The sequence below is a fragment of the Candidatus Thiodiazotropha sp. AKAK2 genome (assembly GCF_058244685.1).
On the sequence record NZ_JBSYOP010000033.1, the window covers coordinates 98,867 to 123,956 of the forward strand.

Below are 25,090 nucleotides of genomic sequence, written 5' to 3' on the forward strand. Positions count from 1 at the left end.
TTGTATCTAATTAAACGCGCTTGCAGTTAATTGCGCTATCATTTTTAAGTAGGGAACATCAAGGATACTTCAGCTTGCGCAGCAACCACCGATAAATGAAGTAACTGATTGAGTAATAATAATTTCCAGGGGAATGATGTTATGTCATCAGATAAACGGGTAGGAATGGGGCCAGTCCCAACTTCACCTCAGATGTATATCAACGAGAAACAAGTCGAGGGAATGTCGATCCTGAAGAAATTTGGCTGGAAACTGGTCTGCATCAGAAGACCGGGCTTGGGCCACGCCCTTACCGTGCTGAAAAACAGTCAGGAAAAGTCAATTGGCGTTCTAGGTGAGGATGGAATACTCAGACTCACTACTGAACTCAAAATCCGACAGGCCAGTTAGCGGGAATCACCCAGGTTTAGATTCAATGCCATGGCGAGCTGACTGGACAGGCTTGCACCACCCAGAGATATCCCTTAGTCAATATTATCAATGGCAGTGAGGTTTCCGATCTGATTGAGTTCCAGTGCTGCCTGGTACTCCGTGCTCTCCCGTTCAAATCCCGGCAGATTGCTGAATGACTGGATCAAACCATTGGTCCAGGCTTGTTGCCGCTCCTTCAGATACTCTCCCAGCTCTTCAAATCTACAAATCAATACCCACCTGACTGAGATCTTGACCAGTAAATTGAACAACAATGTACTGCGTGAGTTTACCGATTTACAGATCGATTTTGGCACCCTGCATGAAGCGATTTCAAAAGCCTATTTCCCGCCTGCGCTGATGTCAGCCGCATGATTGACAAATGGAATATTGAGTGGCGTCATCGGGTTGTAACATAAAGATGATTTGATAACGAAATAACGCGTACAATAGTACCCACAACCACAACAAAAAGGTGACTCCGAGTATGACGACGAAGTCCATACAACAACCTGAACCCGGTTTTGTCCACGGACTGTTTCTCTTCCTGCTTGTATTTGCACTCTGGATGCTGTTGGTCGGCAATCTGGACACAACGGAGATGGCTGCCGGTGTGGTGGTCGCTCTGATTGTCACCCTGGCAAGCCGACCTCACCTCAGCATCCTCACCGGGCTGATCATCTCACCGACCGCCCTGCTTCCATTGCTGCGCTACCTTGGCACCTTCACTGTAGCGCTGGTCCAAGCCAACCTCGATATGGCCCGACGGGTCCTGAGTCCTTCACTGCCTTTGCAACCGGCTGTGGTAGAGGTGGAGACCAATCTCAAATCACCGCTAGGCCGCCTGATTCTGGCCAACAGCATTACCCTGACCCCCGGCACCCTGACTGTCGATGTGCAGGATCAGGTGCTGTTGGTGCATTGGGTCGACTGTCCCCCGGGGAGTGATCTGGCATCCACCACCCAGGCCATCACCAATAAATTTGAACAACATCTGAAAGGCTTCGTGTTATGACATTAACCCTATTGGAGATCGTGGCACTGGGCTTGTTGGGTGCTGCGGTACTACTCAGTCTGTTGCGCCTCATCCTGGGTCCCACAGCCCCGGACCGGGTGGTAGCTGCCGATACCCTGGCGGTGATCACGACATCGGGATTGGTGATCCTCGCCGCCCTGCTGGGCAGCCCGCTCTATCTGGATGTAGCTCTGATCTATGGCACATTGGCATTTGTCGGTGTTGTCGCCATTGCCCGTACGATTGAGGGGAACGGCTGATGAGACTGATTGCCGATCTGTTTCTTATTATCGGTGCCGCCTTCACCCTGTTCGGTGCCATTGGACTGATCCGAATGCCCGATGTCTATAACCGCATCCAGGCAGGTACCAAGGCGGTTACCCTTGGCTCGCTCTGCCTATTGATCGGCATCGCTCTGCTCTACCCTGCCTGGTGGTCGAAGCTGTTGGTGATCGGCGTGCTGATTCTGATTACCAATCCACTCGGCTCTTCGACTATTGCCCGGGCACTGCTGAAGGCCGGAGTAAAACCCTGGAGCAAGGCTACCGTCAGCCATACTGGAGAGGCCGACCGATGAGTGAAGTAGAACTTTGGATCGCCCTGATCCTGGGGATCATGATGTTAAGCAGTGCGGTGTTGGCACTGGTGGTCAAAAACCATCTCGCTGCGGTAGCCGCCGCATCCGTGGTGTCGCTCGGTTTGGCTCTACTGTTTGCCTTGATGCGAGCACCGGATGTGGCAATGACCGAAGCCGCTGTCGGCGCCGGTCTGAGCAGTCTGATCCTGGCTTTGGCGCTGCGACGCCTGGGCTTGTGGCAGATCGACAGTGGAAGTGACAACAGCAATCTGCTGAGTGCTTCAACCAGGGGGAAAGAAGATGCGTAAACTCACCGGCCTGTTGTTTGCCGGCGGCCTGGGTTTCATGCTGCTGGCGATCGCCAGCGGCCTCGATTTCGGCAGTCCGCCAATGCGCATCGGCGAAGCCATTCAGTCCGCCTCTCCCCAGGAGGTCGGCGCAGCCAATATTGTCACCTCAGTGGTGTTGGGCTACCGGGGTATCGATACGCTCGGGGAGCTTGCCATCCTGTTTGCCGCCGCCTCGGCCGCCGGGCTGGTGCTGGGTCGTCGACATACCACCACAGGCACTCAGCGCAAAGGCGGATTTGTGCTCTTTCATGGCGGCGCCTTGATCTTTCCGTTTCTGCTGACGATCGGCTTTTACATCATCTTTCATGGCCATCTGACACCGGGTGGCGGATTCCAGGGCGGTGTGATTCTTGCCGCAGCCTTTTTCCTGCCTCTGTTGGCTCGACCCGGGGCGCGCCTGCACCACTCTATCCTGAGTGTCATCGAAGCCTTTGCCGGTGCCAGCTTTATTCTCATCGGACTTGCCGCCCTGGCGGAGGGCCAGGCATTTCTGCAACCGATGCTCAATCAGGATACCCTTGGTGCACTGATATCCGCCGGCACCCTGCCGCTGCTCTATATCGCTGTGGGTTTGAAGGTCGGCGCCGAGTTGGCAAGCCTGCTCTCCAACCTTGCACAAACGGAGTCTGAACAATGATCCCGGGTGTGACGCTTGAACTGATACTCTATGTCACGGCCCTGGGGCTGGTGATTATCGGCCTGGCCGGTGTGGTGCTCAGCAGCCACCTGTTCCGCATGGTGCTTGCGCTGGTGATTGCCGAAGCGGGAGCCAACCTGATGCTGGTGCTCTCCGGCTATCGCTGGGATGCGGTGGCGCCGATTCTGATGCAACGAACCGACCAACCGGCGATGGTCGATCCGGTTCCCCAGGCGATGGTGCTGACCGCGATTGTGATTGGCGTCGGCATCCAGGCACTGGCTGTCAGCATATTGATTCGTATCCGCCAGCGCTATGGCAACCTGAAGCGTCGTGAAGTGGCGGAAAAAATGGATGCTGAAATAGCCGCCAGTGCGGGAATCCGCAGGGACATCAGTCAGGATGCACCACTCGGTGAGCGGCCCCTGTCACCGCTTCCGGCGCATACCGCTGAATCCCGAGGAGGCGATGCATGAACAACCTGGTGCTGACCATCGCCCTGCCTCTGCTTGGCGCCTTCTTACTGCCTGTGGTGATGCGTCTCTCCCAGGCTCTTGGCTTATGGCTCGGACCGATCATTCTGGGTTATGGTTGTTGGTTGTTGGGCAATCTCTGGTTTAGCGACATCAGCCTGCCATTGTCGGTTGCGATTGGTGGATTTGATGCCCCATATGGTATCAATCTCTACCTGGACTCACTGGCCCTGTTGTTTGCCTTTGCGGTACAGCTGCTGGGATTGATCTGCTGGCCCTATGGTTTGAATCAGGATACGGCCAGACGACAGGCCCTGATGCTGCTACTGGTTGCCGCCTCGACCGGACTGGCGCTCTCCGGCGATCTGTTCAATCTGTATGTCTTTTATGAACTGGCTGCCGTGGCCACCTTCGGGCTGGTGGTTGCTTCCAGCACCTCAGCCGCTTACGCCGCAACTTTTCGATATCTGATCTTGAGCGGTATCGGTTCCGTGTTGACGCTGCTCGGTATCGCACTGATCTACAGCCAGACCGGCACCCTCAACCTGGCCCATCTGGCACAACTGGCGCCGGAACTGCTAAACAATCGACTGGGATTGACCGCCTACCTGCTGATCCTGATCGGTATCGGTGTCAAAGCGGAACTGTTTCCGGTCAACGCCTGGGTGCCGGAGATCTATGCCACCGCCTCCAGTCGGCTCTCCGGCTTCCTTGCCGGATTGCTGTCGAAACTGGCACTGCTGATCATACTGCGGCTGCTGGTGCTGATATTTGATCAGCCGGAAGCGGTACAGATTGTTCTCATACTCGGCATACTGGGGGTTATCAGTGGTGAATTCGCGGCCTGGCGGGCGAAGGATATGCGACGTATGCTCGGCTTCTCCTCGATCGGTCAACTGGGCATCATCTTTATCGCCCTCTCCTTACCGGATGAGCGGGGGCTGTTGGCCCTGCTGGCCCTGTCGCTTCACCATCTGGTGATCAAAACGGGACTCTTCATGCTGGCCGATGGCTGGGGCGGATCGCTCGAGCGGTTGACCGGAGCGGCCAAAAGGTCACCGGTTGGTGCGGCACTGTTCACCCTGTTCGCCCTCTCCCTGGTTGGGGTTCCCCCCCTACCCGGCTTCTGGGCCAAATTCACCCTGATCACCGAGCTGGCCGCCCAGAGCGAGCCACTCTATCTGATCGGTCTGCTGGTATTTCTTTTGGCCACGGTAATCGAGACAAGTTATCTATTTCGCATCGTGGTGAAACTCTACAGCTCAGCCGAGACCACATCCGAACAGCCTGAGCATCAACAATTGCCCGGTCTCTCCCTGGCTACGGCTTCACTGTTCGGCATCGCCCTGCTGACGGCCACAGTTCTGATCGCCCCGATCGGTGATGGACTGCAAGCCGTCGCGGCCGAGGCAAAAAATACCGAGCTCTACATACAAACCGTGATACCGGCAACGCCCGGAGGCCAATTGTGATTTTCAGCCTATTGGATGAGCTTTTGATCTTTTCGGCTGCCACTGTGCTGGTTGCCCTGATACTGGGCCGCGGTCTGGCGGTGGGCTGGATGGTCACCATACTCTATGCAGGACAACTGCTGGTCCTGATCAAGATGGCCGCACTGGGTTATGGCGGGGATCCCATCGCCTCCGAGTTGAGCCTCTCGGTGATGGGACAGGATCTCTCCTGGCGTTTCGATGCCCTGAGCTGGTTCTTTGCACTGATCACCCTGGTAGCGGCACTGCTCACCAGTTGGTTCTCCTGTGGTGAGTGGGAACGAAAATTCAAACAGCAGGGAGGCAATGTCTGGCTGTTTCATCTGGCGATGGCGTTGAATGTTTTTACCATGCTGATCCTGCTCGCCAGCGGCGATCTGCTCTCCCTCTTCATCGGCTGGGAACTGGTCAGTTGGGCGGGCTTCCTGCTGATGGCCGTTGCCGGAGGTGTTGCCACCAAGGCAGCCATGCGTTACATCACCTATGCGGTTGTCGGCGGGATGTCGATCTTCGGTGGTATTGCACTGGTTTATGCGGCGGCCGGTTCACTGCAGTATGAAGCCATATTGATTGCGGTTGAAAAAATGAGCACCGGCCAGCTCTGGATGCTGGTACTACTCTTCGGTAGTGGTTTCGGCATCAAGATGGGTTTGCTGCCCTTTCATCTCTGGCAAGCGGCCGCCTATGCGGAGACCCCAGGACCCGGCAGCGCCTTCCTCGGCGCCATCTCATCCCGTATGGGTCTGTTTGCCATACTGCTGGTATTGGTGAAGCTGTTCGGCATCGTCAACATCGACAGCCTTAAGATCCCCTTCACGCTCATCGATGCCCGGGACCTGCTGGCCTGGATTGCGGTGTTTACCATTATCTTTCCCACCTATACTGCCCTGAAACAGAATGACGCCCGCTATCTGCTGGCCTGGCATGGCATCGGTCAGGGTGGCTACATGTTACTCGGCCTGGTCACCGCCAACTCCCTAGGGGCTGCCGGTGGTCTGCTTCATGTTCTGAACTATGCAGCCTGTCAGGCGGCGCTGTTGATGGCGGTGTTTGCTGTCATGCATCGCACAGGTACCGCTGATCTGAACAAACTGGGTGGCCTGGTCACGCGAATGCCACTCTCCTTTCTGGTACTGCTGACCGGTATCATCGGCCTGGCAGGCCTGCCCCCGATGAACGGTTTCGTCTCCAAATGGCTGGTCTATCGCTCACTGCTGGAAGACGGTATGCCACTGCTTTTCCTCGGCACCATCATCGGTACGCTCGGCACCATCCTGTCGGTCTACAAGCTGATTCACAATATGTTTCTCGGCCAACTGAGAGTGGAGCACGAACCAGTTCGCGAAGCCCCCTGGAGCATGATGATACCGATGCTGATACTGGCCGGCACGATCTTCGTCACCGGACTGCTGCCCGGTATCCCACTCACTTGGGTAACCGCCGCACTGCAGACGATTGGCCTCACTGGTCCCGAGATCACCCTAGGTGGCATCGAATCCTCCAGCGGCAGCCTCGATATGATCTGGGTGATCGGCGTGCTGTTCGCCGGCTTTGGTATCGGCGCTGTGATCTTCTACTCCGCCGGACCCAGTAAGCGGGTTCACCAGCTCGACAACTATGCCGGTGGTCACTTTCTCACTGCCGATGTGCGCTACCAATACAGTGACAATTTCTACTCCGGCCTGATGCATCTGATCAAGGGTTGGTATCGGGGTAGCTTTCAGTGGCTGGAAAACAGCATTACCTCGCTGGTTGAATTTCTCTCCCTTGGCATGCAGGGTATCTACCGACGTGCCAACTCTGAATTCTATCTGTTAAGCACGGCACTCTTCATCATTGCCTGGGTGGTATTCTGATGGCACCGATCGAACTTCTCATAGAACTGACCCTGATGCCACTAATTGCCTTTATCGTCGGCATGATGATGGTGCTGATGATGCGGCGTATCGCGGCAAAGATTCAACGACGTATCGGACCACCTTTCTTTCAGCCGCTCTACGACATCGTCAAGCTTCACGGTAAACGCACTCAGGTCTCACACGGCCTGATTCATGACATCGGAATAGTCATGGCGATGGGCGGCTACATTGCCGCAGAGACCCTGCTACCGGTACCCGGTATGGACGGCATTGCGGAGAAGGGGGGACTGATCACCCTGCTCTATCTGATGATGATTCCGTCCCTCGGCCTGGCGTTGGGTGTCGGTCAGTGCGCCAATCCCAATGGCTCGATCGGCATTGCCCGCGCACTGACTGCCATGCTGGCCTACGATATTCCCTTGGTCATCGTCATCTTTGGCGTCGCCTATGCCGCCGGCACCACCAATCTGGTAGAGATCATCGCTACACAGCAGGCTGGTGGTTTTGCAACCTGGGGTGTGATTGAGATGCCACTGCTGGCCATCGCCGGCCTGATCGCCATGCACGCCTCACTGGGTAAACAGCCTTTCGAGATCTATATCGCCCCGGCTGAGATTGCCACCGGGCCGATGGTTGAGATGAGTGGTAAGTATCTGGGTGGCCTGTTTGTGATGCAGTGTTTCCAGCTCTACACCACCTCGGTACTCTATGTGAGTCTGTTCCTTGGTGGCGGCACCACCTGGTTCGATTTTCTGATCAAGAGTTTTCTGGTGCTGGCCATTCCGGTGAGTATTGCCTACTTGTTTCCCCGCTATCGCACCGAGGATCTGTTGCGTCTGATGTGGAAATGGCCGGTGATGCTGGGACTGATCGGCTTGGCATTCGTGATGTGAATTTACGCCAACCGGGAGAGTGTGTGGCGAGTCCTTGTAAAACAGTGATTGACTCTCAAGGCAATTGAATACCGGCAATGCCGGACTGACATGCCAGTAGCGAAAACACTACCGGCAAGTTAACCCAACGACTTTGGTGATGGTTATGAGCAGAATACAAAAGATACCGGTAGTCGAAGAGAAAAAGGGTAACCCCCTGGCCCGGGTGTTCGATGACTTGGTGCGCTTCTGCCGCTCGCGCTCCCTGTTCATTCTCCATTATTGTACCGGCTGTGGGGCAATCGAACTGCCGCCGGCGATGACTTCCCGTTTCGATATGGAGCGCCTTGGCATTCAACCCATGGTCTCTCCCAGACAGGCCGATATTCTGTTGATAACCGGCTATGTCTCGATCAAAACCCTGAAGCGGGTGATCCTCACCTATGAACAGATGGGTTCACCCAAATATGTGGTGGGTATCTGCTCCTGCACCGTCAATGGCGGCATGTACTGGCAAAGCTATGCCACCGCTAAAAAACTCGATGAATATATGCCGGTCGATCTCTATATCGCTGGTTGCATGCCGAGACCCGAGGCGGTGATCAGCGGCCTGCAGAAGTTGATGGACCGCATCAAGAGTGGTGAAGCCGACAGTTGGCAGGATTACTACCAAAACTATGACTACTACCTGGGTAATCAACAGAAACTGTTCGGTGAAGATTGGCAGACCCCCACCGACATCATCACCGAAGCGAAACACTATGAGCTGATGGGTGAAGGCACCCTGGGTGAACACACCCGCCTGCTGGAGCAGCATCAGAATCCCCTGGAGGCCCTTGAGATGCGCCTCGGTCACAATATCAAGGAGCCAATTGAATGACTCAGGAAGTCACCCATTGGCTGGACAATCTCCTGAAGGAGATCGAAGGCATCGAAGTTCGTCGTAAAAGCAGTCGCCGGGTTCGGGTCGATGTGCCGGCGGATGCCCTGCCCGCCCTGCTGGAGCTGCTGCAGGGACGAGCCGGCTATATTCACCTATCCGCCATCAGTTGTGTCGACTGGATCGATGATGACGAATTTGAACTGGTCTATCACGTCTGGTCCTACGAGAATCACTCATTGGTTTCAGCCCATATTCGTATCGCCCGTGAACCCGGTGTCTATCTCTCGGTATACGACCTCTATCAACCCGCCGGCTTTTTCGAGCGGGATATCCATGAGATGTACGGCATACATTTCGAAGGCAGTCCCAATATGGAGAAGTTCATCCTCACCGAATGGGACGGTCCACCGCCGATGCGCAAAGAGTTTGACAGCGAAGCCTATATCAACGAACACCTGAGCTGGCAGGAGTACAACCCGGAGTGGTTACAGGAACTGGTTGCCGAAGGTGGTGGTGTGATCATCCCGCCGGAAGAGCAACGCTTCAGTCAAAAGAAGAAATGAAGAGTTTTATCTGTCCGCGAATGAATGCTGATAAACACAAATATTATTGATGGTTATTGGATTGCGACATTTTCACCGAGTGCATCAGTTGTTCTTAGCTGAAGATAACGATGCCTGCTTTGTCAAAAGCAAGCTTCTTAGAACATTCGCATTCATCCGCGGACCCCAAATTAAAAAACAAGCGAAACGATATGAGACCTGAGAATTACGAAGCCCAGCGCCAGCCGCCGAGTAATGAGTATGAACTCAATTTCGGTCCGAACCATCCGGGTATCGAAGGCAACTATGCACTTAAGGTAAAACTGCATGGCGATATCGTGCTGGAGGCCAAGGCGGATGGTGGTTATCTGCACCGGGGTTTTGAAAAACTGATGGAGCAGCGGCTGTGGATTCAGAACATCGCCCTGGTGCCTCGTATCTGTGTGCCTGACCCTTCACCGATGGAGCTTTGTTACTCGATGGCGGTTGAAGAGTTGTGCGGACTGAAGGTGCCGCAACGGGCTCAGTGGTTACGGGTGATGCAGCTGGAACTGTCGCGCATCGCGGCCCATCTGTTCACCTTCGGCGGTCATGCGGCGACCACCGGCATGTACAGTACCATGTACTGGGGGGTGGCCGACCGGGATCTGTTGCTCGATCTGTTCGAGGAGTTCACTGGCGGTCGGGTCTACAGCATCTACAACATTCCCGGTGGAGTGCGCCGGGAACTGCCTGACGGTTTCCTGCAACGCTTGACAGAAACTCTCGACTACATCGAGTCACGACTGCCCGACTACGACAACCTCTTCTTCAAGAACCAAGTGTTCGTCAAGCGGGCCAAAGGCACCGGAGTGATGTCCCGTGAACAGGCGCTCGAGTGGGGTGTCACCGGACCCAATCTACGGGCCACCGGACTGGCCTTCGATGTACGTCGGGATGACCCCTATCTGGTCTACGATCAACTGGAGTTCGATATCCCGGTTGAAGAGAGCGGTGATGCCTGGGCACGCACCCTGGTTCGCCGTAAAGAGTTGATGGAGAGTATTCGCATCCTTCGCCAGGTAGTGGAGATTCTGCCCGACATCCATGGTCCGATTCGGGCGCCGATCCCCAATCCTCTGGCCTGGAATGTCCCTGCTGGAGAGACCTACACCCGGGTTGAATCATCCAAAGGTGAACTCTGCTACTACGTGGTCTCCAACGGTGGCCCCAAGCCCTATCGGGTGCATGTGCGGGGGCCATCATCCATGCATGCGGTACAGGTATTGGAGAAGATGTCCGTTGGATCACGTATCGAGGACATTGCCCAGACCATGTTCTCTCTGGATGCCTGTCCACCGGAAGTTGACCGTTGAGATCTATGGGTAATCGCTGATGTCCAAACCGATTGATAATGCAAAACAGAGTAAACAGAATGTGACTATCGAGCATGAGGAGGCCGGCTCTATCCTCAGCCCGCTCAAGGCGCTGCAGTTTTTCATGCGCAAACCAGTCACAGTTCCGCTGGAACCCCGCCCGGCAGCAGACAACTACCGGGGCTTTCACCTCAACGATCATGAAAAGTGCATCGGCTGCAGTTCCTGCCAGAAAGTCTGTGACAACGCCGCCATCACCATGGTTAAGGTTCCCCATCTGCCGGAGGATCCGGTCAACGGTATCCGCAACCTGCGCCCGGCTATCGACTATGGGCGCTGCTGCTGGTGCGCCTTGTGTGTCGACATCTGCCCGACCAGCGCGATCTCCCTCTCCCGTGAATACGTGCACACCTGCACCCAGGAAGAGATTGACAGCTACTTCATTCTGCCGAACGAAACCGGTATCCATGGCGAGTATTACGGTGAGGGTTGGCAGAAGACCAGTGACTCCGACCTGCTCGACCTGAACCGTCAGCCGATGGCCGAGCTGGAAGCCGAGGAGCGAATCGATAACTTCAATGAGATCGTTGCCGGCTACACCGATCAGCAGGCGGTGATTGAAGCCTCACGCTGCGTTCAGTGCGGCATGTGCCACGATGCCTGCCCCACCCATATGGACGCTCCCGAGTACATCCGCTCGATCTGGCAGGGCAACCTGGAAGAGGCGGTACGCTGGATCTATCAAAGCAATCCCTTCTCCCATGTCTGTGGCCGGGTCTGCACCCATCGTTGCGAGGACGCCTGTTCGATCGGCCGACGGGGTGAACCGGTCTCCATCCGCTGGCTGAAACGCTACGCTATGGATTCGGTGGATCATGAACGGATCAAACAGATTGCTGCGGAAGGTAAAGCGGACTATCTGAGTGGCAAACAGATCGCCATCATCGGTGCCGGGCCGGCTGGTCTCACTGCCGCCTATGACCTGATACGCAAAGGTCATCAGGTGACGGTATTCGAAGCCCGTAAGGAAGCGGGTGGTATGCCCCGTTACGGCATTCCTGAATACCGCCTGCCCTACGATATGCTTGACCGGGACATCGATGTGATCACCTCCATGGGGGTGAAGATCCAGACCGGTATTCAGGTCGGCAAGGATATCACTATGACCCAGCTGGAAGCGGATTTTGATGCGGTGGTGTTAGCCATCGGTCTGCATCTTGGCCGCTCCACCCGGGTTCCCGGCGCCGACCACAAACAGGTCCGTAAAGCGATCGATCTACTGCGTAGAACCACCGATGATGAAGATTATGAGATTCCACATAGGGCTGTGGTCATTGGTGGTGGTAACGTGGCGATGGACATTGCCAGAACCCTCGCCCGGCAACAGCAACAGCAGCTTGGCAAAGTACAGGTCACGGTCACAGCGCTGGAAGATATGGCTCATTTTCTGGCTGACCCGGTGGAGATCAAAGAATGTCTGGAGGAAGGCATCGAGATCTATGATGCAAGAGGTCCCCAGGCGTGTATCATCAAAAATAACAAGCTGGTCGGACTGAAGACCTGGAAGGTCCGTTCCATATTCGATGAGCAAGGTCGCTTCGCACCGAAGTATGACGAACAGGATGAGCAGATTCATGCAGCAGACATGGTGATTGAAGCCATCGGTCAGATGTCGGACAACAACCTGCTCGGTGACGAACTGACAGAAATCCTGGATTGGCAACGGGGCCGCCTCAGTATCGATGAACAGGGTCGCACCTCGGCCGACTGGTTGTGGGCCGCCGGTGACTGTGTCAACGGACCGGACGTAGTTCATGCGGTAGCGGATGGTCATCGCGTGGCCGCCAGCATCGATGAGTGGTTGAATCAGCAATAACAGCAGGAGTGGCATCGCCATGTCTGAAGGTCATAGCAGCGGTTACGACAGACTGAAATCGAAAAAAAGCCTGGCGGAGATTCTTGAAGTCGCGATTGAGTTCGAACGTACTGCCCGGGATTTCTACACGGATCTGATTCCAAAAGTCAGTAAACAGATACGCTATCTGGTGGAGGAGCTAGCGGAAGAGGAGCAACGCCATTTTGATCTGTTCAGCGAACTGAAAAACCGTCCCGGCCTGGAGCAGCAGGTTCAAACCCTGGTGGAGATCCCGGCAAGTGATAAAAAGTTTTCCGATGCCATCCATCTTCCCGAACTGGGTGACAGACCCGACGACCAGTCGGTACTGCAATATGCATTAGGTCGTGAACATGCGGCCATGGAACAGTACCATGCCCTCGCCCAGAGCACCGAGGATGGTCCGATCAAGGAGCTTTTTCAATTCCTTGCCAATGAAGAGACGGAACATAAGAACCAACTGGAAAAGGTCTATTACGAAACCATTCACAGTGGTGGCGTTTGAATTGCATTCTAACCACCACCATCCTTTTTACTATGGTAACTTTTCACACGATCAATCGCTTCTGAAAGCCGATAAGTAGAGCCACCCATAATCGACTGTTCATCAGTGGTATCGAAAATTCCCATTGCCATATTATGTCTCTCGGTAAACCTGTAGCCTACCCGGCTTGATTATCGGATATTCAAGGTCCGTCAGGGTCATTCAGGTTATTATCAGTCTTGAATTCAGTTTTGTTTGCCAGCCTGTTTTCAGCTGCGAAGATCAAATTAACCATAATCACAGAAACACATCCAATAAACAAAGCAACCGCAAAATCACCCTCGCGCCATAGGCTGGCCAGTATCGGTACGCCAATATACATCATGGCCATACCGCATATCAGTATCAGAAAACTCAATGGATTGTTGAAGGCGATGTACTTCTTTCTCATTACAGATGCTATCTAGGGGCCGTTAACACTAATCCAATATACCCGGTTGTGCCTTGCTGGACACAACAACAGTCCCAGCAGGACCTATTGGATTAGTGTTAACAGGCACTAGTAGGTTAACGAACGCGTTAACTGCATCTTTGCACTCTATCAACAGTCGCGTCAATACTCATCTCTATAGTGCCAGGTCTCTTATCAACGACTATCGACGACAAAAACCATCCAAGCAGTTGTGCAAATCACTGACTTGTTAAAGCCAGCAAAAATCAGGTCATATCACCCGCTCTAGGTCTTATGACTTATATCTCAACTCAATTGAATTACATTTAATTTTTATATTTCAACAGCTTATTTCCTGGCCTTGAAATTGCTTTTCATCGAATGTCCACCATGGAAAAGCAGTCAGCCGGATTTCGATTCGGACTCGGGAACAGAGATAAAAGTTCGATAACTTTATAACTTTATTCTGTGACTACTTTGGAGCAACGATGTGATTGATCATCCGGATGATGATCATTACCAACCTTTTAACATGTACAGCAGAATCTAATTTATGAAGTCTTTACCTAAAAACAGTATCAACTTTGCACTCATATCTTGTCTGACCATTACCACCCAACCTCTCGCCTTCGCAGATGAAGCAGAAGACAGCACATCGGATGAGGAGTTTGACGTCATCAGTGTTACCGCCTCAAGGATCGAGCGAAAAACCAAAGAGGTTGCCGGATCGATCGATGTCATCGACTCGGAACGTATCGAAAGTGAAAAAATGTTCAATATCAAGGATGCGATTCAAGGGAGCCCCGGCGTTCTGATCAATTCCAAGAATTCTGCCTACGACAGCCGCCTGATTATTCGTGGCGCCGGACAGAAAGCCAACTACGGGGTGCGGGAGATCATGGTCATCCGGGATGGGGTGCCAATGACAGATCCCGACAGCTTTTCCCGATTTGATTTCATCGATACCCAGGATATCGAACGCATCGAGATAACAAAAGGGCCTGGCTCACTGTTTGGTGCTGGCTCTGCAGGCGGCACAATCCAGATCATCTCCAAATCAGTATTCGACACGGACAGTAACCGAGTCAAACTGGGCGCAGGTGAATTTGGACAACAAAATCTGCATGGCCGCCTGGCTGGTGATATCAATGACAATAACGCCGCATCGATCACTGCATCCTATCGTAAAACAGACAACGACTGGCGGGACTGGAACGAATTCGAATCCAAACAATTGGCTTTGAAACACGGCTATCTGTTGGACAACGGTGGCACCCTGGAGTCAGAACTGAGTTACCATGAAGCGGATCTGCAACTACCCGGCTCCATGGATGATGAAGAGTTTGAGCGCTACCTTGATACCGGCGAACAGAAAGATACCACCAGCAGCCCCTGGCAGCACAGTGGGCGCTATTCCACAATCTGGTTTTTCAATTCCCGCTATGAACAGGAGATGGACAATCTCACACTCAAGCCACGTGTCTACGCCAATCAGTGGGATCACTACCACCCGGTAACCGGCGCCATCAATGACAATCCGGGTACAACTGTTCTCGGCACCGATCTCGAGATCGCATACAAACATCAGCTTTGGGGAGAAAGCACTCTGGTCACCGGTGTGACAGCTCGCCGGGATAACACCGAAGGTGCGAAGAAATACACCTATGCCGATGTTGAGACAGCACCACCACCGGCCTGGAATCCAACCGGACCAGCAACCATTCTACACACCAATTCCGATCGAGCCGGCGAACTGCTTGAAGAGGAGGATGCCACCAATACCCTGTATGGCTTTTATATCCAGGAGACCATGCAACCGACTGAAAAAGTTAACCTCGAGTTCGGCTTTCGTTATGACCGCAACAACTTTGACATCGATAGTACCGCTTTTGGTGAATACAGCTATGGCAGTGGGACCTATACCTTCTTTGACACACCGGAACAGACAAAAACCGATAAAACCTTCAATCTTTTCTCACCCAAACTGGGTTTGACCTATGCGCTCGATCAGCGCGTCAATGTCTATGGCCTGGTTGCTCAATCCGGACAGGTGCCTTCCGAGTCAGAGATTCAGAGCAATCCGAAACTGGATGCGGCCACCGCACAAAACGTAGAAGTGGGCTTAAAAGGGCGTGAGCAGGCGTGGTCATTCGACCTGGCAATCTATCGCACCACAGTCAGTGACGAGATTGTTTCAACCCTCAATGAGGATCTCACCACAGAGTTTCAAAACGCCGGTGAAACCTTAAAGAAAGGTGTTGAACTCAGTGGACGTTACGATGTTGCGAACAACATCTGGTTAGAAGGCAGTTTTGCTTACAGTGATTATACCTTCACAGATTTTGATGAACTGGTACGCAATGGACGCAGCCAAACACCTGTCGATCGTTCGGGCAATCAGCTCCCCTATATTCCACGTCAGCAATATGGTCTGGGATTGGGTTACCACCATCCACTTGGCATAAAAGCGGTTATCCGCAGCAACAGCTGGGGCAGCTATTACGTCGATAATGCCAATACTGAAAAGTACGACGGCTACAACTTCCTGACCAATCTGATGCTCAGCTATCAGACGGGCTCCCATACGCTCGCGCTGAACGTGGAAAACCTGTTTGACAAACGTTACGCCACGGAAGTGAAGAAAAGTACCAGTGGCAATAAAACCTATTCGGCTGGCGCACCTCGAAATGCCATGCTCACTTATACCTATCTGTTCTGAGGATGAACATTCATGAAACCATCTAATTTGGCGATCATGCTGGCTGCTTTGATGTTACCCCCGAGCGGGGTAGTTGCAGCGGATGAGGAACAGAACCTCAAAAACAGCAAGCCTGCAGTCTCACATGGCCACCGGGGAGCCAAAACCTTTCATATTGATAATCTGGATGGCGCCACGATTACCTATATAAAACCCGATCTCTCAAGCCAATCCATAACTCCGGTAATGGGTAAGATCACCATGCCGGTGAGTGGTGTGGACAACTATCATGCTCTGGTTGTAGAGAAGGATTGGGGTGATCATAAAGAGGTGATTATCCGATATCAATATATGTTCGGTCGTCCCAGTAAGCAGAATCCTGTCCGCTTGACCGCTGCTGAAAAAAGCCAGTTTGAGATTGTCCCGCATCCATTGCCTAGAGAACATTACCGATACCACAGTCAACAAGCTTGGCAGTTTCTGGCCCGATACCAGGGCGAGTTTGTCGCGAATCAGCCTTTGACACTGAGTACCTCAAATGGCAGTGAACAGACTCTGAATACCGATCAACACGGCCGGGTCACTTTTCTTATTCCAGATGATTTCCCTGGCTTGATCGAAGGCGAGAGAAACAAACAGTCAGCACAATTCACCATCAGCGGTGAATACCAGGAAGGTGATACCACCTACTCCACCCAACTCGTTGCCGATTACCGGGTTAACCCCAGCCACTGGCAATCCACAGAGTGGGGAGTGCTGGTACTGGGTATCGGCTTCCTCGCTGGAGGCTATCTGGGAAAAAACCTGAAGAAGCGGGATAAAAAAGCATGAGCATCTTGAATCTCTCGGTGATACGCAAACTGGTGCAGATCAGTGCCTTTGTCTTTTTTGTTTATGGTGGTTTGATTACCGGTTACTACCTGGAAGAAAAGATCAGTGGCGCCCTTCCTGCCCTCAGTTGTGCCTACGATTTCCAGGGTTCGGATCTCTGCACCCTGATTCCCATCCAACACCAAATGGATCACCGGCTTGGTGAGACCATTGCCAAAGGGGGAAATCTGTTGATGGGTGTGATGCCCACATTGATTACCCTGGGCACCTTTCTTGTACTGTTTGTGTTACTCAACAAGGCTTTCTGCGGTTGGCTCTGCCCTCTGGGCACATTCCAGGAGCTACTGCAGATGATCGGTCAGAAAATCGGCTTGCAGCGTCAGGACTCACTCTCCAAATCCCTGGTTGGTAAGATCCGCCCTGTAAAGTGGTTCATTCTGGTGGTGCTGGTCTTCGGCTTCCCTTTGCTGACCGGTATGGGGATGCTGAACCATGACCTGGGAGACCCATTCTGTAAAATATGCCCCAGCCGAATCCTCACAACTCTGGCTACCGGCAGTACCGAGCAGCTGCATGTCGATACGGCAAATGCCACCACCATCACCCTGACCTTATTCGCTGACTTTCTGTTCGGACTTATGATCGCGTTGGGATTGACACTCCGCCAACCCTTCTGCCGGATCTGTCCGATGCTGGCGCTACACGCCGTGTTTCGTAAAATGGGCTTGTTACGGTTGATCAAAAATGCATCCCCACGATGTGATCGCTGCGGACTTTGCGCCAAGGCGTGTCCAATGGATATTCATGAAATCCATACTGACATGACCAGTCGGAATGTCACTTTTGAAGACTGCACACTTTGCGGACGTTGCGTTGAGTTCTGTCCTGATAAGGATGTTCTGCAACTAAAATATGCATTCATACCGGTCTTCAGAGCTGACCCCCAGTATTTCAAAAAGCGAAAAAAGGCGCAGACCAATTGGGAAAAACAGAATCTGATCACCTGGTTTGGCAACAAAGGAAACAAAAGCCGGGCTGAATCCTCATGATCCCAATCGAACCTGTCAGCCTGAGCTTTGGCTCTGCTCTGTTGCTGGGCCTCAGTTTCGGATCGGGCCCCTGCACCATTGCCTGTCTTCCCTATCTGGGACCGGTATTTACCGGTAGTGACCAACGTGACTGGGGCGCATGGCGTACCTTGTTGCCCTTCTCTCTCGGGCGTATTTCCGGATACACCCTACTGGCAGCCGCCGCTGGATGGGCTGGACTCTGGGTGGAAGACATGATCGCGGAACCCTGGGTACGCTGGTTCCTCGGTGGTGCGACCATATTGGTCGCGCTTTCGATCATTTTTCGTCGCCAGCCTAATGCCTGCAAATCTTCCTGCCAATCCGTCCATTCGATAAAGCCTGATGCGTTGACCGCAAGTCTGAAGTCCACGCCTCTGGCACAAAAGAGTCTGCCTGGCGGTCTCTATATGATGGGCTTCGGCATGGCTCTCAATCCCTGCGCTCCCCTGACTACCCTGATACTCGCCGCGGCTACCAGCGCCAGCTTGCTCAACGGTGCAGTTTTAGGCGCCGGGTTTGCAATGGGTGCCGTATTTCTGCCAACCCTGATATTTGCAACGGGTCTTGCCCATTTCAGCCAGCAAATCAGGCTCCATTTGAATCGTCACCGACTGGCCCTCGAAAACACCAGCGTCGGGCTGCTCATCCTGATCGGATGTGCCACAGCCCTGGGATGGATTACACCATGAACATTGAAGAACTGATCGCAAAAGGAGGCCCTGTAATATGGATACTCCTCGCTTACTCCTCGATAGGCCTGGCCATTGTACTTGAGCGTTACTTCCTTTTTATGCGCCTTCATCGCCTACCCAAAATATGGCTGTCGAATCTCGGTCAACTGCTTGTGCGAAAGGATCGTCAAACACTAATCGCAGAGCTGAAGGGACCGGAAGCCCGTATCATTCAAGCCATGGTGCAGGCCGATAGCGAAGGCGTCAAAGATCTGCAAGGGGTTGGCAGTCGGGTGCGCGATGAAGAGGTACAACGGATGACATTTGGTCTGCGAACCCTCTCTATCCTTGGCAATACCGCCCCCCTACTCGGCCTGCTGGGTACAATCACCGGTATGATAAAAGCCTTTATGGTGATCGAGCAGGCTGGTGGCAAGGTGGATGCACAAGCCCTCGCCGGAGGCATCTGGGAAGCCATGATCACAACAGGTGTCGGTCTTGCCGTGGCAATACCACTGCTGTTATTGCTTCACTTTCTGGAGGGTAGTGTGGAGAGACGGGCACTATCGATGACTCGCTGTATCGCACTGCTATTGGAACGTCGCTCCTCAACTTTCAACCAACAGGAGGAGCCTCAAACGCCACATTGGGAGAATATTACCGATGGCGTATGAGTATCGCAGACACTCCAATCATGTGCTCAATCTGACGCCTCTGATCGACATCGTCTTTCTGCTACTGGTTTTTTTCATGCTGACGGCCCATTTTATCGAGGATGAGGCAATCGACATACAACTGCCCGAAGCATTCAGCAGTCAGTCAAGCCAGGAAGATCAGCCTTTAGTGATCAGTCTGCTACCCTCTGGAGAAATTTTACTGGATGGTGAGTCAATACCACTGGCGCAGCTTGAGAAGACCCTGAGTGCCATGGTTCATGCAAACAGCAAACGGGCGGTCCAACTCAAGGGGGATCGGACGGCCCAGTTTGGTCTGGCGATCAAGATCATCGATGCCGCCCGGAGCGCCGGTGCAGAATCGCTGGATATCCTGACCGACAAACCATGATTGACGGCAAGCTCTTAAGATACATAGCTGCCATTTGCCTTTCGCTCAGTCTACATATGGTGATTATGATCAACTGGTCTGATGAGCGGATTGACCATGCAAAGCTCGTCAAACCCAAAGCTGACCCTCTGTTGATTCAATTGAGCTTTACACAACCTACTCCGAAAACAGTTCAACACAAACCGGTTGAGAAGAAAGTTGTCAAGCAGATACCCAAACCTAAGACAAAACCCAAACCCAAAAAGAGTCCCAGGAAAAAAATTGTCAAGACCAAAAAACCACCGCAGAAGAAAAAGCCAGTAAAAGAAACTGAAACCACTCAAGCGGATACCGTGGAGAAAATCGCACAACCCACCTCACCGAAAACACAACCCATAGCAGAACTGTTGGAGATCTATCTTGCAGATATTCTTTCCAGCATCGAGCAGAAGAAGCGCTATCCAAGCCTCGCACGCCGTAAAAACATCGAGGGAAAGGTAAGCGTCAGATTCAAGTTATCATGTGATGGTGACATTACCGATCTGAAGATTCAGGGGGCACATGGCCTGTTACGCAAAGCCGCCAACAAAGCCATCAAGGCAGCTCAGCCTTTCCCTAAAATTCCACAAGCATTGAAATGTCCCCTACCGGTAACCTATGCCATGGCCTATTCCCTGAAACAGTAATCGATCGACCTGGCCATAACGATCCATAGACTCGATAAGGTCTCGGCTGATGAACTGTTCAGGGGTTGCTACAGAATCAACAGACAAAAAAAACCCGCGTGAGGGGAAACACGCGGGTAAGGGTAAACTACCTGATTCTCAATCGTGGTTTATTTCATTCTCATGGCATTCAACGCAGCCAACCATGTAGCCTTTCTCGAAAGTGGCGCTATTTCCGTCGGGGCAGAATGCAGTGCTGGAATCACACTCCAGATTGCGGGTAACTGCCATTCTTGAGAGTACGGTACCCAGTCCGTCCGGACCATGACATGCCTTACACTCGCCAGAGTTATTCTCTGCCATATCACCATGCCCACCATCAGCAAATCGGGTGTTGCCGACAGGGTGCATACCATGAGGACCACCGAGGGTATTACCTAAATCACCTTCATGACAAGTACTGCACTCGATTATGGTGCCTTTATGGCCCTGCAGTTGATTGGCGGCCACGTTATCATTGGCAGCATCATGCTTGTTCGGCCAAATACCGTGTGTTGCGCCATGACAGGCTTCACAGAAGATCCCTTCATGCCCCACGCTGACACGATAGAGCATGGGATTACCGATGCGTGGATCCTCGGGGCCGGTTACCGCCGGGTTATCCACCTCGATACTGTTTTCAGCAAAGCGCTTGTTACTCGGAACGATCGGAGTGGCTTTATCGTCATCTGAGCGATAGGCTTTGAAGAGCCGGATGTTGTCCGGATTGCTATCGGTATCGGCGGGGTTCACCACCGTACCAGGCATACCAGCCATATTATCCATCGCATCACCGGTATGGCAGGAACCACAGCCAGGCTCATTGGCCCAGGGCACCCGGGGTTGTTGCGGGACGGCGGTTATATCGTAGAAATCGCCACCCAGATCAAAGTCACCAGGATTATCCGGGGTAACATTATCGGTAAAATCACTACCGACCTGCATCATATCGCCATGACAGTCCTGACAGAGCATACCGCCATTGGACATGGCGCCACGCAGACAATCGGTACGTCGACCAGGGTGACACTGGTAGCAGGTCTCCTGCAGTATTTCGCGGCGCTCCTGATGATTTGAGACAACACCAAACTCATCCTTGATGGCATCCGGCATATCCGGAAAGATCGGCTCTCCACCCGCATCAGTGAGGCTGCCATGGTGGCTATGCATGACATTGGACATACTCTTCACGGAAATCTGATTCCGACCATTGGCAAAACCGCCATAGGGATCGAACTCCGGTCCCAACGGACCGAGTTGCGCCAGATCGAGTGCCGGTGTGTAGTGACACTGCTGACAGACCACCGGGGTTTGATTCTCCAGATCAGTGCCATGCTTCTGATCATGCAGACGGACCAGATTAAGATCCGTTGCATACTCCTTACTGACTTCGTCCGGCACCATTTCATACATTGGATCATCCAGGGATGATGCCACATTGGTTAAAGCTGCCGTTGCCAGGCCATTACCACCATCCACATCCGCCCCGTGACAGGCGCCGCAATTGGCTTCTCCGGAGATTGGCACGACCGTATCCACTGAGGCCAGAATGGTCTCACCCTGCTTGGCCTGGACGCGATAGAGAGGCCATGGATTTTCCAGGCCGAAATCATCAAATGCACTGATCGGTATACCAGGCGCTTCAAACCAGTTCACGTTCTCCACCACATAACCGAACTGGAAGTTCCTATCCAGTCCCAGGGCAGGAAACATATCGATAAAGAAGGGCTGATCCGTCACAAAAGCCTCGAACTTCTCAAGCGCATTTTCCACATAGGGACCATGACGACCAGGCATTGCCTGTTGCTCAGCTGAGAGAGCGAAATCCCCCAGATAGAGTTGCTCAACGTTAGGCATGGGCAGACCCAGATCGAGAATACCCTCTACCGGACCGGCCGGATAGAAAGCCGGAAGGATACCCGGTGGATAGAAAGGATCGTAGGCGTCCCGGGCCACATCCCAGAAGTTGGTCTTGAAGACCTCGCCGGTGTTTACATTTCTGCTCGAATAAACCGGACCGGATTGTGCTGAATTCTGACCAGTCGTAATGATCGGGTCCTGTGGGTTTGAAGCCGCTGAATAGTAAACATCCACATCATTTGGGCCCAGGATCTGCGGTTCGAGACCGCGCTTGATCACTGTCGCATGGAGCACATTGAATGGTGGCAGGATGCTTGAAATACGGGTATCGAAATCACCGCAGTGCATGCCCAGATCATTGACTGCAAATACACGATAACCGTCGGTATTGATTAGTGGCTGCTCTGGAACCGGGTCACCCGGTATGCCGTTCTGGCTGGTTGAATTGATCGATACGGCAGTTGGTTGACCACCCTCCAGAATCGATGCAACAGTCATTACTTCGGTAACGGCACCCTCGCTATCTTTCACAGTAAGCATCACCTGAAAGATACCTATTTCGCTAAAAACATGAGATGGGTTGGGTTCATTACTGGTATTGCCGTCACCAAAATCCCACAGATAAACCAAGTCACCCATTTCCGGATCACTGGAACCCTCACTTGAAAAGCCAACCGCCTCATTCGGGCTGCCTGCATAGGGCCCATTGGCATTGGCTATCGGTGGCATGTTGCCATCGCCACCTCCCATATCACCTTTACAATGATCCGGTGCATCCTTTACGCGCATCTCCTCCATGGCTCCATCAGCACTACGTTTTGCACTGACTTTACAGGGGACATCTGTGTCGTCTTCTATCTTGATCTTGAAGCGCCAGTCATCGTCTTTGGAAACGACACTCTCCAGAACATCCTCGGTTGCCGCATTCATGAGAACAACTTCGAGGTCTTCCCCACCCTTGCCTTTTACAATCAACCGGTTCTCTTCATACTTCCATATCGCTTTCTTTATGGTGAAATACTCATCCTCACTTTCACTTTTACTATCACTTGCAGAGAGATTATTGGAAGCTAGTGCCAGAAACCCTAAAGGCATTAAGGAATAGAAGATTGCTCTTGTCCATTTGTTTGCTCTGTTCATAGACTTGATAACCTTGATAGTCGTTTGTTTACTAAGGTTTTACGCCTATATGCAATACATCTATAAAGTGAGATGTAGGCTCCATGCACGACATGCGTGGCGAAACAACTAAAGCAAAAATTAGCAGTCTATACTTAAGATTGTCTTAAGTGCGGGAGGAACAGGTTCACAATTAATCCGTGTTCGTCTTTACGGTCCTGTAAGGTGATAATTCCCTGATGCAATTCGCAAATTTCCTTAACAATAGACAAGCCTAATCCACTCCCTGATTCTGTCTCTCCAGGGAGTCGGTTCAAGCGTTCGAATACCCATTTTTTCTTATCATCCGGAATACCCGGACCAGAGTCCTCTACAGCAAGCTCAACACCCTTATAGTGATTTTTTATGGAAACAGAAATCTTGTTACCACTGGGTGTAAACTTCAGGGCATTGGTCACCAGGTTACTTAGCATAATCGCAAGCATTTCCCGATTGCCATTCAGCTTAATCTGATCATTGGCTATCAGCTCCATTTCAACTTGTTTACTGAGAGCCATTGGTGATATATCGGACAGGACCTCTTCTGCTACAGAGATCAAATCGAATACTTCAAACTGCATTCTGATTTTTTCCGGTTCTATCGATGCAAGTATCAGTAGTTGTTTCACTACATGATTAAGATGGTTCAATCCTTTGTTTATTTGAGCCAATCCCTTTTCGCGCTCTTCATCGGTACGACCGGTAACGCTCGATTGCATCTGCACAAGCATACCGGCAATCGGGGTACGCAATTCATGCGCCACATCAGCGGTAAAACGATTATTCCGCTCAATCGAGACTTTAAGCCTTGCCAGCAGTGCATTCAATTCATCGACAAGATCTGCCACCTCTTCTGGAATATGCTCCGTTATTACCGGATTAAGATAGTCGTAATCCCGTTCACCAATCAGTCGCGATACTGAGCGTAATGGTCTGAATCCCTGCTGAATTATGAACCAGAGCATGCCTGAAAGAGGGAGTACGATCAGCAGCGGTTTCACCACATCCTGAACGAATGAACTGACCAGTGCTTCACTGGCAGCATGACCTCGGGCGACATGAACCCGATAGTTGTATTCTGTAATATTAAGGGTATAAACCCGCCAACCTTCGCCATCGAATTCACTATCTGAGTAGCCGTCATCAACCGATGAAGTAAGCACATAACCTGGTGTCCCGGGCCCCTGAATAACCAGTTTATTATCATCGGACCATACCTGAAGCAACAGTGGAAAGTCGTAACCCGACTCACTCAAATTGATCTGGTAATCCTCAAGATCCAGCTCTTCCAGCTCATGCTCCGTAGCAACAGCCAACAGCTCTGCCACCAGTTTCAATTCCGCATCGTAGACCAGATTGATATCTCGGCTGGTTCGCCACCAGGTAAAGCCAAAGGTAGTGCCCCATAACAGCAGAATGGAGAGGGAAATCATCACCAGCAATCGCAAGCGAATTGAGCGGATAATCATTTCACCTCCCCTGGTTGAACAGTTTTACCCGATACCTTAATCAGCCATCCGGAAGATGCCGAGCATACTTTGATTCAGGTATGATACATCCACAATTACTCCCTTGGCGAATTGCACATCGAAGTCATAAAAGCTAGCTCGCACTTCTGATTATAAGCTGGTATGAAACTGATGCTATATCCCGTTTCTGTATTGAGATCGGTGAAATACTCAGCCAATGTTGTCTCACGTACGTGTGCAAGGAGCAACATAATCGAGATCGTAGTGGTCTGCCCAAACCACTTCACTGATA

At 52.3% G+C, this 25,090-nt stretch carries 28 protein-coding genes; 23 read left to right on the top strand and 5 right to left on the bottom strand.

Features of this window, described 5'->3' with window-relative positions:
* The first annotated feature begins 141 nt into the window (after nucleotides 1-141).
* Nucleotides 142-390 (top strand): hypothetical protein, encoded by a 249-nt coding sequence (locus AC4IE8_RS15710; protein ID WP_490791428.1) that lies wholly within the window; start codon nucleotides 142-144, stop codon nucleotides 388-390.
* A 74-nt stretch (nucleotides 391-464) separates the two neighbouring features.
* Here AC4IE8_RS15710 and AC4IE8_RS15715 read toward each other — a convergent pair whose 3' ends face one another.
* Nucleotides 465-644, bottom strand: a complete 180-nt coding sequence (locus AC4IE8_RS15715; RefSeq protein WP_490791429.1) for a hypothetical protein — start codon at nucleotides 642-644, stop codon at nucleotides 465-467.
* A 19-nt stretch (nucleotides 645-663) separates the two neighbouring features.
* Here AC4IE8_RS15715 and AC4IE8_RS15720 point away from each other — a divergent pair, with 19 nt between their 5' ends.
* The 15 genes from AC4IE8_RS15720 (at nucleotide 664) to AC4IE8_RS15790 (ending at nucleotide 12,863) form a co-directional block, all read left to right on the top strand.
* Nucleotides 664-786 carry a hypothetical protein gene (locus AC4IE8_RS15720; protein ID WP_490791430.1) on the top strand — a complete coding sequence of 41 codons (123 nt, stop codon included), beginning with the start codon at nucleotides 664-666 and terminating at the stop codon, nucleotides 784-786.
* A 112-nt stretch (nucleotides 787-898) separates the two neighbouring features.
* Entirely contained in the window at nucleotides 899-1,426 is a 528-nt protein-coding gene (locus AC4IE8_RS15725) for a Na+/H+ antiporter subunit E (RefSeq protein WP_490791431.1), read from the top strand.
* Nucleotides 1,423-1,686, top strand: a complete 264-nt coding sequence (locus AC4IE8_RS15730; protein ID WP_068995179.1) for a monovalent cation/H+ antiporter complex subunit F — start codon at nucleotides 1,423-1,425, stop codon at nucleotides 1,684-1,686. Before AC4IE8_RS15725 ends, AC4IE8_RS15730 begins: the two co-directional genes overlap by 4 nt.
* Entirely contained in the window at nucleotides 1,686-2,003 is a 318-nt protein-coding gene (gene mnhG / locus AC4IE8_RS15735; RefSeq protein WP_490791432.1) for a monovalent cation/H(+) antiporter subunit G, read from the top strand. The genes AC4IE8_RS15730 and mnhG overlap by 1 nt, the downstream gene beginning before the upstream one ends.
* Nucleotides 2,000-2,311: a Na(+)/H(+) antiporter subunit B gene (locus tag AC4IE8_RS15740; RefSeq protein WP_068995174.1), complete on the top strand. Its 312-nt coding sequence runs from the start codon at nucleotides 2,000-2,002 to the stop codon at nucleotides 2,309-2,311. Before mnhG ends, AC4IE8_RS15740 begins: the two co-directional genes overlap by 4 nt.
* Nucleotides 2,304-2,990 (top strand): MnhB domain-containing protein, encoded by a 687-nt coding sequence (locus tag AC4IE8_RS15745; RefSeq protein ID WP_490791433.1) that lies wholly within the window; start codon nucleotides 2,304-2,306, stop codon nucleotides 2,988-2,990. The genes AC4IE8_RS15740 and AC4IE8_RS15745 overlap by 8 nt, the downstream gene beginning before the upstream one ends.
* On the top strand, nucleotides 2,987-3,466 hold the full coding sequence (locus AC4IE8_RS15750; RefSeq protein WP_068995170.1) for a sodium:proton antiporter: 480 nt from the start codon (nucleotides 2,987-2,989) through the stop codon (nucleotides 3,464-3,466). The genes AC4IE8_RS15745 and AC4IE8_RS15750 overlap by 4 nt, the downstream gene beginning before the upstream one ends.
* Nucleotides 3,463-4,935, top strand: coding sequence for a complex I subunit 5 family protein (locus AC4IE8_RS15755; protein WP_068995168.1), 1,473 nt, complete (start codon nucleotides 3,463-3,465; stop codon nucleotides 4,933-4,935). The genes AC4IE8_RS15750 and AC4IE8_RS15755 overlap by 4 nt, the downstream gene beginning before the upstream one ends.
* Complete coding sequence (locus AC4IE8_RS15760) at nucleotides 4,932-6,809, top strand: proton-conducting transporter transmembrane domain-containing protein (RefSeq protein WP_490791434.1); 1,878 nt, start codon at nucleotides 4,932-4,934, stop codon at nucleotides 6,807-6,809. Before AC4IE8_RS15755 ends, AC4IE8_RS15760 begins: the two co-directional genes overlap by 4 nt.
* Nucleotides 6,809-7,705: a respiratory chain complex I subunit 1 family protein gene (locus AC4IE8_RS15765; protein ID WP_068995164.1), complete on the top strand. Its 897-nt coding sequence runs from the start codon at nucleotides 6,809-6,811 to the stop codon at nucleotides 7,703-7,705. Before AC4IE8_RS15760 ends, AC4IE8_RS15765 begins: the two co-directional genes overlap by 1 nt.
* A 145-nt stretch (nucleotides 7,706-7,850) precedes the next feature.
* Entirely contained in the window at nucleotides 7,851-8,564 is a 714-nt protein-coding gene (locus tag AC4IE8_RS15770; protein WP_068995162.1) for an NADH-quinone oxidoreductase subunit B, read from the top strand.
* A complete protein-coding gene (locus AC4IE8_RS15775; RefSeq protein ID WP_490791435.1) occupies nucleotides 8,561-9,130 on the top strand; it encodes an NADH-quinone oxidoreductase subunit C in 570 nt (189 codons plus the stop codon). The genes AC4IE8_RS15770 and AC4IE8_RS15775 overlap by 4 nt, the downstream gene beginning before the upstream one ends.
* A 191-nt stretch (nucleotides 9,131-9,321) precedes the next feature.
* Entirely contained in the window at nucleotides 9,322-10,464 is a 1,143-nt protein-coding gene (locus tag AC4IE8_RS15780; RefSeq protein WP_068995157.1) for an NADH-quinone oxidoreductase subunit D, read from the top strand.
* Nucleotides 10,465-10,483: 19 nt separating this feature from the next.
* Nucleotides 10,484-12,340, top strand: coding sequence for an FAD-dependent oxidoreductase (locus AC4IE8_RS15785; protein ID WP_490791436.1), 1,857 nt, complete (start codon nucleotides 10,484-10,486; stop codon nucleotides 12,338-12,340).
* Between the two features lie 19 nt (nucleotides 12,341-12,359).
* A complete protein-coding gene (locus tag AC4IE8_RS15790) occupies nucleotides 12,360-12,863 on the top strand; it encodes a ferritin family protein (RefSeq protein ID WP_068995153.1) in 504 nt (167 codons plus the stop codon).
* Between the two features lie 8 nt (nucleotides 12,864-12,871).
* Here the strand turns inward: AC4IE8_RS15790 and AC4IE8_RS15795 are convergent, their stop codons facing one another.
* Entirely contained in the window at nucleotides 12,872-12,994 is a 123-nt protein-coding gene (locus AC4IE8_RS15795; protein ID WP_490791437.1) for a hypothetical protein, read from the bottom strand.
* Nucleotides 12,995-13,044: 50 nt separating this feature from the next.
* Nucleotides 13,045-13,233 (bottom strand): hypothetical protein, encoded by a 189-nt coding sequence (locus AC4IE8_RS15800; RefSeq protein WP_490791438.1) that lies wholly within the window; start codon nucleotides 13,231-13,233, stop codon nucleotides 13,045-13,047.
* A gap of 613 nt (nucleotides 13,234-13,846) precedes the next feature.
* Between AC4IE8_RS15800 and AC4IE8_RS15805 the strand changes: the two genes are divergently transcribed.
* The 7 genes from AC4IE8_RS15805 (at nucleotide 13,847) to AC4IE8_RS15835 (ending at nucleotide 20,293) form a co-directional block, all read left to right on the top strand.
* Nucleotides 13,847-16,012, top strand: a complete 2,166-nt coding sequence (locus tag AC4IE8_RS15805; protein ID WP_490791439.1) for a TonB-dependent receptor — start codon at nucleotides 13,847-13,849, stop codon at nucleotides 16,010-16,012.
* Between the two features lie 12 nt (nucleotides 16,013-16,024).
* Complete coding sequence (locus AC4IE8_RS15810) at nucleotides 16,025-16,822, top strand: hypothetical protein (protein WP_068995631.1); 798 nt, start codon at nucleotides 16,025-16,027, stop codon at nucleotides 16,820-16,822.
* Nucleotides 16,819-17,871: a 4Fe-4S binding protein gene (locus AC4IE8_RS15815; RefSeq protein ID WP_068995630.1), complete on the top strand. Its 1,053-nt coding sequence runs from the start codon at nucleotides 16,819-16,821 to the stop codon at nucleotides 17,869-17,871. The genes AC4IE8_RS15810 and AC4IE8_RS15815 overlap by 4 nt, the downstream gene beginning before the upstream one ends.
* Nucleotides 17,868-18,581, top strand: a complete 714-nt coding sequence (locus tag AC4IE8_RS15820; RefSeq protein WP_490791440.1) for a sulfite exporter TauE/SafE family protein — start codon at nucleotides 17,868-17,870, stop codon at nucleotides 18,579-18,581. Before AC4IE8_RS15815 ends, AC4IE8_RS15820 begins: the two co-directional genes overlap by 4 nt.
* A complete protein-coding gene (locus AC4IE8_RS15825) occupies nucleotides 18,578-19,237 on the top strand; it encodes a MotA/TolQ/ExbB proton channel family protein (protein WP_490791441.1) in 660 nt (219 codons plus the stop codon). The genes AC4IE8_RS15820 and AC4IE8_RS15825 overlap by 4 nt, the downstream gene beginning before the upstream one ends.
* On the top strand, nucleotides 19,227-19,628 hold the full coding sequence (locus AC4IE8_RS15830; RefSeq protein ID WP_068995627.1) for an ExbD/TolR family protein: 402 nt from the start codon (nucleotides 19,227-19,229) through the stop codon (nucleotides 19,626-19,628). The genes AC4IE8_RS15825 and AC4IE8_RS15830 overlap by 11 nt, the downstream gene beginning before the upstream one ends.
* A gap of 65 nt (nucleotides 19,629-19,693) precedes the next feature.
* On the top strand, nucleotides 19,694-20,293 hold the full coding sequence (locus AC4IE8_RS15835) for a TonB family protein (RefSeq protein WP_490791442.1): 600 nt from the start codon (nucleotides 19,694-19,696) through the stop codon (nucleotides 20,291-20,293).
* Between the two features lie 138 nt (nucleotides 20,294-20,431).
* On the opposite strand, the gene AC4IE8_RS15840 is transcribed toward AC4IE8_RS15835, so the two are convergent.
* Both AC4IE8_RS15840 and AC4IE8_RS15845 read right to left on the bottom strand, forming a co-directional pair.
* Nucleotides 20,432-23,266, bottom strand: coding sequence for a PKD domain-containing protein (locus tag AC4IE8_RS15840; protein ID WP_490791443.1), 2,835 nt, complete (start codon nucleotides 23,264-23,266; stop codon nucleotides 20,432-20,434).
* 179 nt (nucleotides 23,267-23,445) lie between these two features.
* On the bottom strand, nucleotides 23,446-24,798 hold the full coding sequence (locus AC4IE8_RS15845; protein ID WP_490791444.1) for an ATP-binding protein: 1,353 nt from the start codon (nucleotides 24,796-24,798) through the stop codon (nucleotides 23,446-23,448).
* Nucleotides 24,799-25,090 lie beyond the last annotated feature (292 nt).